This window comes from Ancylomarina euxina, assembly GCF_003863355.1.
Taxonomy (GTDB): domain Bacteria; phylum Bacteroidota; class Bacteroidia; order Bacteroidales; family Marinifilaceae; genus Ancylomarina; species Ancylomarina euxinus.
On sequence record NZ_QQWG01000001.1, the window covers coordinates 482,427 to 495,763 of the forward strand.

14 protein-coding genes are annotated in these 13,337 nt (G+C 34.1%); 4 read left to right on the forward strand and 10 right to left on the reverse strand.

Annotation, left to right across the window (positions count from 1 at the left end; genetic code table 11):
• Positions 1-380: 380 nt before the first annotated feature.
• Positions 381-1,196, reverse strand: a complete 816-nt coding sequence (locus tag DWB61_RS02055; protein WP_125029227.1) for a hypothetical protein — start codon at positions 1,194-1,196, stop codon at positions 381-383.
• Positions 1,197-1,558: 362 nt separating this feature from the next.
• Positions 1,559-3,136 carry a recombinase family protein gene (locus DWB61_RS02060; RefSeq protein WP_125029228.1) on the reverse strand — a complete coding sequence of 526 codons (1,578 nt, stop codon included), beginning with the start codon at positions 3,134-3,136 and terminating at the stop codon, positions 1,559-1,561.
• Positions 3,137-3,194: 58 nt separating this feature from the next.
• On the opposite strand from DWB61_RS02060, the gene DWB61_RS17955 reads away from it, so the two are divergent.
• The 3 genes from DWB61_RS17955 to DWB61_RS02075 all read left to right on the forward strand — a co-directional run bounded on the left by DWB61_RS17955 (position 3,195) and on the right by DWB61_RS02075 (position 5,241).
• A complete protein-coding gene (locus tag DWB61_RS17955) occupies positions 3,195-3,308 on the forward strand; it encodes a magnesium chelatase subunit ChlI family protein (protein WP_125029275.1) in 114 nt (37 codons plus the stop codon).
• Between the two features lie 416 nt (positions 3,309-3,724).
• Positions 3,725-4,396 carry an inorganic pyrophosphatase gene (locus DWB61_RS02070; protein WP_125029229.1) on the forward strand — a complete coding sequence of 224 codons (672 nt, stop codon included), beginning with the start codon at positions 3,725-3,727 and terminating at the stop codon, positions 4,394-4,396.
• Between the two features lie 224 nt (positions 4,397-4,620).
• Entirely contained in the window at positions 4,621-5,241 is a 621-nt protein-coding gene (locus DWB61_RS02075) for an SPOR domain-containing protein (RefSeq protein WP_125029230.1), read from the forward strand.
• A gap of 67 nt (positions 5,242-5,308) precedes the next feature.
• Here DWB61_RS02075 and DWB61_RS02080 read toward each other — a convergent pair whose 3' ends face one another.
• The 7 genes from DWB61_RS02080 to DWB61_RS02110 form a co-directional block, all read right to left on the reverse strand.
• Positions 5,309-6,811 carry a NapC/NirT family cytochrome c gene (locus DWB61_RS02080; RefSeq protein WP_125029231.1) on the reverse strand — a complete coding sequence of 501 codons (1,503 nt, stop codon included), beginning with the start codon at positions 6,809-6,811 and terminating at the stop codon, positions 5,309-5,311.
• A gap of 126 nt (positions 6,812-6,937) precedes the next feature.
• Positions 6,938-7,552 (reverse strand): cytochrome b/b6 domain-containing protein, encoded by a 615-nt coding sequence (locus DWB61_RS02085; protein WP_125029232.1) that lies wholly within the window; start codon positions 7,550-7,552, stop codon positions 6,938-6,940.
• Positions 7,553-7,557: 5 nt separating this feature from the next.
• Positions 7,558-8,325, reverse strand: coding sequence for a cytochrome c3 family protein (locus DWB61_RS02090; RefSeq protein WP_158614346.1), 768 nt, complete (start codon positions 8,323-8,325; stop codon positions 7,558-7,560).
• A 220-nt stretch (positions 8,326-8,545) separates the two neighbouring features.
• A complete protein-coding gene (locus DWB61_RS02095) occupies positions 8,546-8,965 on the reverse strand; it encodes a c-type cytochrome (RefSeq protein WP_125029234.1) in 420 nt (139 codons plus the stop codon).
• A gap of 18 nt (positions 8,966-8,983) precedes the next feature.
• On the reverse strand, positions 8,984-9,865 hold the full coding sequence (locus tag DWB61_RS02100) for a DUF5777 family beta-barrel protein (protein ID WP_125029235.1): 882 nt from the start codon (positions 9,863-9,865) through the stop codon (positions 8,984-8,986).
• Between the two features lie 16 nt (positions 9,866-9,881).
• Positions 9,882-10,244 carry a hypothetical protein gene (locus DWB61_RS02105; RefSeq protein WP_125029236.1) on the reverse strand — a complete coding sequence of 121 codons (363 nt, stop codon included), beginning with the start codon at positions 10,242-10,244 and terminating at the stop codon, positions 9,882-9,884.
• A gap of 189 nt (positions 10,245-10,433) precedes the next feature.
• Positions 10,434-11,492: a hypothetical protein gene (locus DWB61_RS02110; RefSeq protein ID WP_125029237.1), complete on the reverse strand. Its 1,059-nt coding sequence runs from the start codon at positions 11,490-11,492 to the stop codon at positions 10,434-10,436.
• Positions 11,493-11,677: 185 nt separating this feature from the next.
• Here DWB61_RS02110 and DWB61_RS02115 point away from each other — a divergent pair, with 185 nt between their 5' ends.
• Positions 11,678-12,373 carry a Crp/Fnr family transcriptional regulator gene (locus tag DWB61_RS02115; protein WP_125029238.1) on the forward strand — a complete coding sequence of 232 codons (696 nt, stop codon included), beginning with the start codon at positions 11,678-11,680 and terminating at the stop codon, positions 12,371-12,373.
• On the opposite strand, the gene DWB61_RS02120 is transcribed toward DWB61_RS02115, so the two are convergent.
• Positions 12,370-13,278, reverse strand: coding sequence for a DMT family transporter (locus DWB61_RS02120; protein ID WP_125029239.1), 909 nt, complete (start codon positions 13,276-13,278; stop codon positions 12,370-12,372). The two genes, DWB61_RS02115 and DWB61_RS02120, sit on opposite strands and share 4 nt — an antisense overlap.
• Positions 13,279-13,337: the final 59 nt, after the last annotated feature.

Genomic DNA, 13,337 nt, shown 5'->3' on the forward strand with positions numbered 1-13,337 from the left:
ATTGCAACACAAAGTAGGAAACATTTACAGGATTAGACTTTATAGTCTAATCTTTTTTTTTTATTACAGTTATTAGACGATTTAAGGCACAATTTAAATGTTAATGTGTATAATCGAAACATTATATTTTTGAAAAAATAACGAAATCAAGAATATATTTAATTCATTAAGAAAACAATGATATAAAGCGTTTTGATCTTGATGTAGCATTCTATATCATTTGAAAAAGATCGTGTGTTATATCGCCGTAAATCATGATTAAAAATGAAATTACTGTATGGGATTGGATAGTTTGAATATAAAAAAAAGACAAGCTTCATAAAGATCGTTTATGAAGCTTGCCTTTTCTATTAATAATGCAGGATGTCAATATTTGCAAACTACATTTTCTCAATACATTTTAAATACTCTTGATATTTAATACCATCTTTTATTTCACTATCATAGATGTATAATCTCACATCAGATATTATCTTTTGCGATAAAGTTTCAATTTCTTCTTTCTCTAGATTAAAGAATGCTGAATATGTAAATCCTCCACCATTGCGACTGACTTTTGAATCTACTTCAACATTAGGTCTTTCTATTTTTGTACCATCTTTAAAAAGAATTATAACACCTTTAATTCCTACATTAATTGTACTTCCAGAAACCTGAATACTCATATAGTTGGTTATTGAAGAATCAGTTTGAACTCGTAGGAATGATATTGGATTGATGTATGGTGAATGATATTTGGTTTTATTTGTAAATTTATCCTTCTCTACAATTATGCTATTACAATAATCCTCGATATTTTCCTTGATAACTACTTTTTTTGTTTTAAGTGGCTTTATCTCTTTGATTATATATTGAGGACTATATGTCATAGAGTTCAATCGAATTTTAAATCGATTACCTGTCGTATTATCAATGATATTTGTTTGGAATTTTAAATTAGTAACACCGTTTACTTTTCCAATTTCCTCAATTGCAATATTACTGAATCCATATTTTTCTAATTTTTTTGGAACTCTTTTGTTTAGAGCATTAATTACTGCGGAACTTAATCCGATATTCGTAATTTCTTTTAAATATTCGTTAGTGAATGTTTCTTTTACTTCAAGAGTTTTCTTTCCTACTGGTGCTACTTGAGCAGTAGAATTAAATGACATTACTAACGCGATAATAATGACTAAAAGAGATAGTTTTTTCATATTGATTCTTTAAATAAAATAATGAATCCATAAGGTTCTTTCGGATACGGATAGTGCTCTATGTAAATTGAAAGAGGGCGTGAACCTCTACTAATGATTTAATAATACGAGGTATCTGGAAACACCCTAGAAGATTAAACACAGCAGAATAGAACACGCCCATGCAGGCGCGTCAACTCAACCATTTCCTCTTCTATTAAATTTTCCAGATTTTCGTATAGAGAAATAATTAGTAACGCAAACTCTTTATATGTAGTATATTATCTTTTGTTTAGATCATGTATGAAATTTTTACTTGTTTCAATGTTTAAAAATAGAACATATCTGACAATTTTCTTTATGAATGTTAATCTTATTTTACATTATTCATCCCAATACTGATATGTTTTAACTCCATTTTCTCGAATTATTTTTTTTATCCTCCTTACTTTAGGGTAAACACCTTCATTAAGCTCTTCTGTATCTGCATGATCTTCGAAAGGCAAATTGTCCCAATCAAGAGTTGTATATTTATTTTGTCCATTATTTTCCTTTAAAGATTTCTTATATGCAAATAATTGATGTCCACGATATATTGGTATCATTGCTTTTGCCCAACCTTTTATTTTAACAACAGCAAAATCGTCTCCGATTTCTATCCATTCTAATATCTTTAATAATTGTGATTTAAAAATATCATGATTATCACTGTAATGTATTATTTCGTTGTCAAGACTGTTTTGAAGCGCTCTATTGGTTTCATATAAATCTTTCATATCAATCTCTATTTGAGATAATTCATACTCAAATTTGCGCTCAAAAGCATCGTATTTAACATCATCAATCTTACTAGATAATAATCTTTCATAGTTTTTTTCAGACATTATTTTTAATGCTCGTTTTCTTTTTAGGTGTGTGGTAAGATTGGCATTATTAGTATCGATTTTTTGTTTTAAATCTGATCTAACTAATTCATCTTTCGATAGACTTGCATTACTTTCTAGTACGTTTCGTACTTCCTGGATTAAGAATGGTCTATTAACAGATTTCGTATCACACTTTTTAGAACAGCGATAAATATTTATATTATTTGACTTTATGATGATTTGATTCATTGTTGCACCACATTTACACTTTATGAATGAGGCGAAAGGATTAACATGGACACCAATTCGTCCAGCAAATCGCTTTCTTTCATCGATAAATTTTTGTGCTGCATTGAATGTTTCTTCATCAACAATCGCTGGAACTTTAATGATTGAATCATTATATTTTCTTTTCCCACAATAAAAGGAGTTACGTACGATTGAATGAACACTTCCAGTTTTCCATTCTTTTGTTTCGTAATTTTCATTAAGATAGTTTACTATCGTCCTTACTCCAACACCATTAAGTAGTAATTCAAACATTTTTTTAACGAGAATAGATTCTCCTTCATTAATAACAGGCTTGCCATCAGAACCTTTATCGTAACCATAAATTTTAGCACTAAAACATCCTCCTTGACTTGCTGCAAATTGTTTTCCCGATTTAATTCGATGACTTAATGAAATGGATTCTTGTTGTGCCATACTGGAAAGCATTCCTGTCATCATTTGGACAGTTGGATTTTCAACTCCATTCTCATTTAATGTTGATAACCCTTCTTTTTGTATATGAATTGCTATACCTTTTTTAGTGCAATCATCAATAAAATTTACGATATCAATATATCGTCTAGATAATCTGCTTAATTCACTAACCATTATGTGCTTGATATTATTATCCTGAATGTAATCAAGCATTTTATTGAATTCAATCCTTTCATCCAACCCTTTTCTAAAACCTGATATTTTCTCTGCAAATATTGCAGAGATGTCTAATTTTAAATACTGAGCCCAACGTTTTAAATCATCAATTTGACGATCGAATGATTGAGAGTCATCTGTTGAACTTACTCTTGCGTATATAACTGCTTTCATATTAAATTGTTTGCCTAAATATAAATGAAAAATAATCGACTTACAATGAAATTTTGTAATTAAAGTTTCGCGAACAATTGCCGACCTGGAAGGCTCTGAGACTATTGAGACCGATCATTTATCTGAAGCTATTCAGTACCGAAGTTTGGATCGTGATGGTTGGGGAGGGTGATATTTAATGTTGAATTAAGAGTTATGAATTTACTGGACACTCCTTGGATTTCCCCTTTTGTTTTGCTCTGGCTTGGGTGTAATTTGTACAGTTATTGGATAACTATTAACATTTACGAAAATCCAACTGATAACTAGCTTAATGGTCTTGGCTTAGGAGTCCGATAGCTATCGGAAGTAGTGGAAATCTCGCAGTTCATTTGGCTTTTTGAGGGGTGGGGCGAGGAGTTGCAGCGTAAAGCACGACCAGCAGTATAGAAGGAACCTCACTTTAGATTGGCGTTAAATACTCAATTTTTACAAATTGGGGAAAAGATAAATCCTATTGGCTTGTTTTGTATATTGTTTTCTTACTTTTGTTATACAAATTTTGCAAACAGGTAACTGTTTGGTATTGAAATTGAAAAATATAGACTAATGGGAAATAAATTAAATGATCCTATTGGCCGATTGATGGGCTTACGTTATAAGTCGCATCCTTGGCACGGGATTGATGTTGGCGATGATGCACCGAATTCGGTGATGGCATTTATCGAAATGGTGCCAACTGACACGGTTAAGTATGAAGTTGATAAGGTGAGTGGTTTTTTGAAAATCGACCGTCCGCAAAAATATTCCAATGTTGTACCTGCCCTTTATGGTTTTTTACCTCAGTCGTATTGTGGTAAGTTAGTAGGGGAGTATTGTAGTGAGAAATCGGGAAAAAAAGATATTAAAGGTGATGGCGATCCGTTGGATATTTGCGTGTTGACCGAGAAGGCGATTGCTCATGGCGATATTATTGCTGAGGTACGTCCTATAGGCGGTTTCCGTATGATCGATGGTAATGAGGCTGATGATAAGATTATTGCCGTTTTAAAGAACGATGCAACCTACGGTAGTTACAATGATATTTCTGATTGCCCTGAGGTTATTATAACCCGATTAAAGCATTATTTTTTAACTTATAAGGATATGCCAGGTTTGGATAGCGAAGCCGAAATTACGCACGTATATGGACTTGATGAAGCTAAAGAAGTGATTATACGTTCACTGAATGACTATAAAGCACGATTTGAAAATTTAGAAGATATTTTGAAGCACGTATAGTTCTAATTTCCTCAAGGAAGATGGAACTTTCAAATATAAATGGAACCCTCGATTCTTCGATGAGTTCCATTTTTTTTATATCATACATAAATAAATTTTATTACTTTTAACTCATGTTAAAATTCAACCTTGGGTTGGTTTATAGGTTTATTCTAGTATAAATAATAAATAGGATTCAGACATTTTATTAATGTTGATTCTCAATTTGAAAATTATTTAATTTAATGGGAAGTCAGGAGGACTCACAGGTAAGAATTAATGCTCTTTTAAAAGAGTTGGACAGACAACAACTTGAAGTCAAGAAGAAAAAAAACTTGATTCGACTTATTGTATCTGTCACTATACTTGTATCTCTTGCTGTTTTTAGCTTTGTATATAAGAAGACGAATCTCGATAAGAGTCAGGTTATTCAGGTTGAGCGAAGTGGCGGTGATATTGTAAAAGAGAAAACACCTATTACCAAGCAAGTAAAAACGTATCAACTTGTTTTCGAAAATTTAAACCAATATCCTTTAGCTCGTTTTTTTAGTGAGAAGGAAGCTCTGGCTTTTCAAAAACAAATTCAGAAATTACAATTGCCTACAACTTATATTCATATTGATAGTCTCGAAGGTAAAGAAAGAGTTTTAACTATCTCTTTAAACTATCGTTATTACATACAGTTTGGGCTATTTAAGAATCAACTGATTCCTGATTTAGCTGATAATATGGTTTACCTTCATCAGTTAAAAGATAAGAATTTATTCAAATATCGCTTAGGTCCGTTCGCTCATAGTGCTCAGGCAGAACATTTGGTTAAGGATCTGAAATTAAAAGATTATCTGATTGTTGAAGTCTCAAATTAAATTGACCCTATATAAAAACTCTCATTCTTTATCGGAATGAGAGTTTCTTTTTGTTTCAATTTGTAATCTAATACAGTTGGTTATGACACTCAGAACAAAGCTTGGTTTCCCATTGTTTATCGATATCAATAGGGTGTTTAAATTCAAGAGGAGCCTGAAGTGTTGACATTTCCATTTCTCCTGTTTTGCCTTGTGAAACAATATCGTGACATAAATTACAATCTCTTGATATCGTTTCTCCTTTATCTGTAACGTGTTTGTCATTATGACAGCGGAAACAACCGTTTGTCTCTAAATGGCCTAAATGGTTAGGGTAGGCTTTCCAATTCACTCTCATCTCTGGGAATATATTGGATTTGTAACCCTTTTGTATGGCAGTAATCGTATTGGTGATTTCAGCTTTGTTCGATTCTAACATCTCAGGATACATAACCTCGTAATATTCTAAAACTTGACTTCTGATAGCTATCATGGCACTATCAGTACTAGGATAATCCTGATTTAGGATATCCATCGAAACCACTTTTATATCAGGTAATTGTTTGGATATTTCTCCTGATGAAATTAGCTCATCAATAAAATTTTGCGGAACATGATAGTCGTGAGATGGACGGTTGTGACAATCCAAACAGTCCATTGTACGAGTTTTAAGGCTGTCAATTTCTTTCTGACTGAGTAAATTGTCAGGCTCAAGATAGAGTTTTACTTCACCCGTTTTAAGGTTTGTATATCTTACCCAAGGTAAGGTCTCCCGGGTTCTTGTTGACGCAATATATTCAATTTTCACATCAGGATTGATATGCCAGTGAATACCTTCAGAAAGCCCCTTAGCACTAATATTAGCGCTGGTTTTCATTTTCATGAAGATGTTGTGATCTGTAGTGGTTTCATCTGCCAAATACGATTTTTTGTTCTTCAACTTACTATCGTAGAATTTTTGAGGCCAATGGCATTGTTCACAAGTTTCGCGAGCTGGACGTAAATTTTCTATGGGGGTGGGGATTGGTTTAGGATATTTCTTGGTTAGCACAGAATATACCTGATATAAACCAGAAAGTTTACTTCTCATATACCAACCTGATCCTTCTCCCACATGACATTCAACACACTTTACACGCTCATGTGATGATTGATGATAGGCAGTATGTTCTGGTGCCATAACCTGATGGCAAAGCTTTCCACAAAATTCAACCGACTCGGTGTAATGAAAGGCATGATAACTCCCCATAGATGAGATGATCAATATAAAAACGGTCCCGACGATAAAAACGACACTCGCATTTCGGGTTTTCGGGTCATTGAAATCGATTTTGGGCCATTCTAACTTATCCTCAGCGAGTAAATGTTTTTTTAATTTACGGTTGGTTCTGATCATTCCAATAGGAATCAGAATTAAACCACCAACAAAAAACATGGGGAGAATAATGTAGATAAAGAGACCTACATACGAGCTACCTAAATTGTAAAAGAAGGATAAAGCCAGTAAGAATCCAATAATGAATAGGTTCATTGCAGCAATTCCTGCTCCAAGAAGGGATAGCCAGTTTCTGGCTGAGTTGGGGAGTTTCATCGGTTTCAGATTTAAGTTATCCTCCCGATACTTATTGGGAGGTAATCGCCCTATAATCATCCTGCACAGTCAAGTTGTTTCGGTATAGAAATACATACCGAAACATTTATAATGACTTGTGTTTTATTAATGCCAACCTGTTACTATGCTTTTAAAATTACTGGTTGGTTTTTTTCCAATTGTAGCAAAATACAAATGGATAATAAGAAATATGGAAATAAAGAATCCAATAATAGCATGCAGTAAGGCTGTTAAAAAGATACCACTCATATTATATGCTTCTTCAATAATAAGTTCGGGAAACAGTAGGGCAATACCTGTAATAATAATAACAGGGACTAAGAGATACATGACTGCAACGTAGGTGTATTTTTGGATTGGATTAAATTTTCTTTTTTCTGAAATTGGATAAGGAGGTGCTTCGTTTTTAAACATCCCATATACATAGTAACGTGCTTGTTTGAATAAGCGCTTGCGTAATCCTTTGGGCTTTATTCTATAAAATTTTTTGTTTGATGTTATCATATTACCAATAAAAAACATCAGATAGCTAATTGAAACAATTATGCCTGCGTAATTATGAAGTGTAACAGCTAAATCGAATCGAATCAACTCAAAGCCAGGCTTCGCAAACTGCATATTTAAACCCGTATAGATTAAAACAAGAATTCCTAAAGCATTTAATGCATGCCAAATGCGTAACCATACAGGGTATAAGTATATTTTTCCTTCTGTAGTCATGAAATCTATTTTTTAATGATTCTGAAAAAAGTATGCACAATAACACCTGTTATTACACCCAAGAAAATAAGAATACTCAAAAGGTTTAAGATCTCATTTTGATAGGCCCCTATAACGTAGGATTTATTAGAAAGGATATTGCCAACCGCACCTTTCTGACTACGTGCTTGTATATTTTTATACTTATATAATGATGCATTAAGATGAGAATCTGATGTGTGACATTCGACGCATAATTTAAGGGCTTTTTCTTTGGGTAGAATATTGTGTGATACCATCAATGAATCCAAAACTTCTGTATGACATTCGATACATCGAACATTTTCGAAATGTAGTTTCTGATTAGGGAGCCAGTTGTGAGTCTCTATAAGTTTTGGACTTTGCGATTCAGATACCAATTGATACCTTGGAGAATCATCATGGCAGGACAAACACATTTCATTGCTAGACTTAACAATGTCTTTTACATTTTCGCTTGTGCGCGCTTTTGCTTGATAATAATGTTGATTGTGACATTTAGAGCAGGTAAATTGATCTCCTAATGCACGAGCATGAGTGCTTTTTTTAAACTCTTCTTCTATCTGTTCAAATTTATAATCTGCGAAATTTTCGTCTCCTCCATGGCAATCAATACAGGTTGAAAGAGGTTCTAATTTTAAATCTCCTTGATGAGGGTAGGTCTCATAATCTGAGGAATGACAATCGATACATTTGAAAGAGCCATGTACACCTGCCTTTATTCTTAAAGAATCAAGAATAAAATATGGGTTCATTAAGCGTTTTTCATTTCGCTCGGTCCATTCATTATATATGGTGTGAGTTTGATTCGAATGACATCGTAAACAATCATTATCTGCTTTTAGATTCAATGCAAATGAAGCTAAAAAGATAAGAAGTAAAGAAAGCCTTAGTTGGGAAACACGCATATTATAAAGTGTAAATTAAAATTCCTGAAATACAGAGCACTTCAGGAATTTATTTGAATTGATAATCTTATTTCAGAGTTCTCAGATAGTTGATGATAGACCATCTATCTTCATCGTCTAATACCTTTTTCTCGTAATTTGGCATTTCATCACGACCAACAAAGGATTGGTAATAAAGGACACCATCAGATTGTGCCTGAAATTCAGCCGATTTAAAAGAACGAATTGCAGTTTTCATACTACCCGCCTTAGGACCGTCGGCCTCTCCTTTACCCCCATGGCAAGATTTACAGTGCTTAGTATAAAGCATTTTGCCAATTTTTAATGAACCGGCATCATCTTTCATACTATTTTTCATGTCTTTGTACTTAGCTGGAATTTCCCATGGTCCGCCCATTTTTTTATCCTGTGGTAAAGCAAAAGCCATAAATAGGGCTCCAGCAAAAACCAGAGTTAATCCCATGACTATTTTTTTTAATGTTTTCATAATTGTAAGTTTGAGTGATTAAAAATTCCACAATCTTGTAATTGTAAAGCCAATCATAAAATTGTCCATATCAATTTTACTATGGTTATTCACCATGATATCCTGTTGGATTAAACCACTAGAGTTGCCCATGTAAATTTGGAACGCGTGTGTACTGGTTGAAATTTCGTAACCAAAAGAAAAGTTTGGTTCTGGATTTTCATAATTATCAGCTTCTGTATCTAAGTATCCCAGATCAAGTGGCATATCAAGGTTGAAAATGATCGAACCCTGTGGTGAAACCTTATATCGACCATTAAAGTGCACACCAACTTTGTCGTGATACATTCCCTCATTAATTAAATTGTAGTGAGAGAAACTAAGTCCTGTTTGCAAGCTTAGTTCATCTGAAAATTTACGACCTACAATAACTTGAGCAAAAGATGATAAGCGATTAGAAGATTTAAAATCATCGTGAAATTGATCTTTATCTCTACCATCAATGGCAATATTACCATATACTGCAAGAGCAAGAGGAACTGTATTGTTTCTTGTTTGCTCAAGAATAGTCCATTTGGCATTAAAATCGGTCGTCATTTTGTCCTTAGTAACACCTAAGCCGATTTGAACATTATTCGCCACAACGTAGTTTAATCCAAGGCGAATATTTGCGCCTGAGGCAAATAAACCCCAAAGATCAGAATGTCCATTTTCAACGGTTCCAAATTTGTGTTGTATAGCAAATTCTAAAGTGTTCACCGGTTGAATAACTGTTGTTTGATTATCAATTAAATATCCACTTTCAAAAGGTGATCTAACTGGTTTGTCAACCTTCTTGGTTTCCGTTTCAGTCTCTTGAGCTAGAACGCTCCCAAAAGCAAAAACAAGCAGGCATGATAATGTAAATATATATTTTCTCATAATTGCATGTATTTGATTAGTTATCCTTAGCTCCTTCGGTAATCCATGTTAATAACAGGAGACGTTCTTGTGAACCCATATTTTGACCATGTCCGTCTGTTGATCTTTTGTAGACTTTACTTTCCGCAGGATTGGCAGTGTTGATGAAGCCTCCGTTAGTAAGGTTCGCAAAAGCAGAACCTGTCACTAAAATAGGTGTTCTGCTATCGTGACATCCTATACACTTAGATTGAAAGATTGGTTCAACTTGTGCAGTAAAGCTGATCGGATTTTCCGGGTCAGGTTCTGGTGTTGGTACAGTTTCAACGATATAATCGTATTCGCAGGCAACTAATCCAATCATGAAAAGGAAAGCTAGTACTTTGATATATCTTTTCATATGATTATTATTTAAGTGAAATGAGATGCTTACTTTGTTTCGATAACACTATATGGTGTAACAATAAGCTTGCCATCTCTACTTTAATGATGATGTCTTGGTATAGAACATCTGATTTTATCTGTAAAGGAGTTGTTCAATGTTACATTAAACAACTCCTCACAAATATCTATTTTAATTTAGTTGTAATTATGGTAATGCTGCAATTTCAACTTCCATAGCTTCAATTGAGTTTTGCAATAAAGCTTTCACATACTTAGGGTTGTGAGCACCAAAACTACGGTCTTCCTCTAAACCAACCCAATTAAAGAATGCTTGTGCTTGTTTCATAGGATAAGTTCCTACAACTGGGTGATAACCATCAACGTCATCTCCACCTACAACACCTAAGGTAATTAACTGGTCTCTTAGTTCAATAAGTTTATCTTCAACATCAGTTCTAACGCCACCATAATTAAAGTCAGTATTACTAGCGTCGTGACAAGTATTACATGCTAATAATGAAGGCTTCCATGAGTGTCCACCTTCTCCTTCTTCAGCATCAAATTCTGCCATATGGCAACCTGTACATGAGGCTTGATTTAAGTGTTTGGCAGAACCGGCTTCTGGATAATCAACAGAACCTGCAATTTGAGCAAAGCCAACACCTGCAACAACATTAGCTTGTGCACCATGATGTGGACCATAATGGGTACTTGTAATATTATAAGTATCGCCTGGTTTGTCAATATTTGGCTCAGCTCTTCTTGATTGATGGCAGTTGGCACATAAATTAGAATTACCTTTTAGATCCATTGTAGTTGTAGGATCGAAAATAGGCTTTACTGGATCTTTAAGTCTTAAAGCATAATCGGTTGCTTCCATTGTCTCATGTAATCCATGACAGGTTGCACATTCCCATGCAGTTGGGTTTGTGATATTACCTAGAACTTCACCATTATTAGCAAATTGAACAAATCCCTGGTGAGAGTGACATGCAGCACATGAAGCACGTCCACCTGCATAGTCAACAGCATTTACGCCACTACTATGTACAGACATTGAGAATTGTGCTTCGATGTTTGATTTGGTTTCACCAGAGTGACAAGCCATACATGTGGCATTGCCATCAGTACCATCTACACCATTGGTTCCATTAGCACCATCAGTACCATTTAAACCTGCAATACCTTGAGGTCCTTCACAAGCTGCGAATATTGCTCCTACTGCAAGGAAGAGAAGCCAGATTTTAAATTGTTTTCGTTTCATAAGTTAGGGGATTAAAGAATTTATTCGATAAATCTACTGATTACAGAAAAAAATCCCTCATAATACCCAATGACAGTAATCTACTGCAATAATGATTCTTAATAGAAAAAATAGCGATGTGAATCTTGGCTTGAGTTGATATTTATCACTATATTAGAATTTGAATTATACCTAAATAAACCTATATGTTTGGAAAAGGAACTGATGTTTGCTGTGGCTCTTGTCCCCATGCCTGGCCGAATTTTAAGAATTTGACATCTGCTGAAATGAAAGAAATGAGTGAAAGTCGGTTTCAGTCAAGTTTTACTGCTGGCGAAACGATTTTCAAAGCTGGTTCACCTACATCTAGTGCCGTGTTTCTTTCCTCGGGTATTGCAAAAATATATCTTGAAGGTTTCGATGGAAAAAAAATTATTCTTGGTTTGGCTAAGCCAGGCTATTTATTAGCAGGGCCAGGAAATTATGTTGACTCAACGCATCATTATAGCGTAGTCGCACTTACCGATGTTAGTGCTTGTTTTATCGATATGAATTTGATCAAATCCTATGTCCAAAAAAACCCCTTGTTTGCCGAAGGTTACTTAAAAGATATTAGTCTGAAATCATTGCGGATTTTCTATAAAATGATAAGTTTGGCTCAGAAAAAGATGCCAGGACGAATGGCAGAGGGCCTACTGGAACTTGCTGATGAGGTATTTAAATCCGATGAATTTGCCCCTATTCTATCCAGACAGGAGTTGGGTGAATTTACAGGAATGGCCAAAGAAAATGTCGTTCGCATATTGAAAGAATTCTGCAATGAAGGAATTATCAGCACCAATGGTTCAACGATAACTATAATGGATAAGCAGAAGTTGCAGCTGATCTCGGCCAATGGTTAATTACCTAGTTTTTTCTTTTTTAGACTTGCCCAGGAGATCACAAAAGTTCCCATAATTGTGATTATGCCTCCTATAAATTGATTTTGTGTTGGAAGCATATTCATAATAAAGAAACTACCTATTATTATAAAAAAGCTACGATTTGATAGAACGATTGTTACTTTTGAAGCCTCTATATAGTTTAAGGCTATATAGGTTAATATAGTACCTAGGAATGGACCAAGTAATGAGCCTATTGAAATGTAGATGATTGAAAGACTTGTATATTGGGGTATTTCAAAAAGGTAAATTGTATATAATAAAAAGCCACCTAATAAGGCAAAGTTGCGGTATAAGGTAATCATGGTTGAAGGGAGTGTTCTTATTTCCGATTTAGCTAAAATTAAACTGATCCCATAAAATAGAGCAAAAATATAAGTGGCAAGACTTTCTGGTCTCGTCAGGATTTCAATTGTAAAGCCAGCGTCGGTATAGTTGATTAGAATAACCCCCAATATCGTTAGGATTATTCCTAGGAATTCGAGCAGTGTAAATCGTTCTTTTAAAAAGATGATGCTAATAATAATAACAAATACAGGACTAGTGTTAGCTAGAAACGAAACAATTGTTGGATTGGGTGTTAATTGAATGGCTAAGAAAAAAGCAGAAGTGGCTATTAATTCAGAGCCTGCGATAAGCAGAAGAGTTTTCTTTGCCGATTTTGAAAGGTTTCTAAAGCGATGTCGTTTTTTATAGTACCAATTATATAGTATATTCCAAAATATAGCACTGCTAAACCATAAAACACCAAAACTTGCCAAATTCACATCTCTCATTGCCAGCTTGCTGAAAATGTAAACATTGGAAAATGTAATGGTTGCTAAGAGGGCTATTAATAATCCTTTTAGTTGCTGAGCTAATTTCATGGTATACGAATAATTTTCAGCGCAAATGTATTCAAGATTTTGATAATAAAAAGATATGC

Bases quoted from the DNA above. Each gene is read 5' to 3' on its own strand.
- DWB61_RS02110 (WP_125029237.1), bottom strand. From the start codon at position 11,492: ATGAAACGAAAACAATTTAAAATCTGGCTTCTCTTCCTTGCAGTAGGA.
- DWB61_RS02060 (WP_125029228.1), bottom strand. From the start codon at position 3,136: ATGAAAGCAGTTATATACGCAAGAGTAAGTTCAACAGATGACTCTCAA.
- DWB61_RS02120 (WP_125029239.1), bottom strand. From the start codon at position 13,278: ATGAAATTAGCTCAGCAACTAAAAGGATTATTAATAGCCCTCTTAGCA.
- DWB61_RS02100 (WP_125029235.1), bottom strand. From the start codon at position 9,865: ATGAGAAAATATATATTTACATTATCATGCCTGCTTGTTTTTGCTTTT.
- DWB61_RS02055 (WP_125029227.1), bottom strand. From the start codon at position 1,196: ATGAAAAAACTATCTCTTTTAGTCATTATTATCGCGTTAGTAATGTCA.
- DWB61_RS02080 (WP_125029231.1), bottom strand. From the start codon at position 6,811: ATGAAACTCCCCAACTCAGCCAGAAACTGGCTATCCCTTCTTGGAGCA.
- DWB61_RS02085 (WP_125029232.1), bottom strand. From the start codon at position 7,552: ATGACTACAGAAGGAAAAATATACTTATACCCTGTATGGTTACGCATT.
- DWB61_RS02090 (WP_158614346.1), bottom strand. From the start codon at position 8,325: ATGAACCCATATTTTATTCTTGATTCTTTAAGAATAAAGGCAGGTGTA.
- DWB61_RS02095 (WP_125029234.1), bottom strand. From the start codon at position 8,965: ATGAAAACATTAAAAAAAATAGTCATGGGATTAACTCTGGTTTTTGCT.
- DWB61_RS02115 (WP_125029238.1), top strand. From the start codon at position 11,678: ATGTTTGGAAAAGGAACTGATGTTTGCTGTGGCTCTTGTCCCCATGCC.
- DWB61_RS02070 (WP_125029229.1), top strand. From the start codon at position 3,725: ATGGGAAATAAATTAAATGATCCTATTGGCCGATTGATGGGCTTACGT.
- DWB61_RS02075 (WP_125029230.1), top strand. From the start codon at position 4,621: ATGGGAAGTCAGGAGGACTCACAGGTAAGAATTAATGCTCTTTTAAAA.
- DWB61_RS02105 (WP_125029236.1), bottom strand. From the start codon at position 10,244: ATGAAAAGATATATCAAAGTACTAGCTTTCCTTTTCATGATTGGATTA.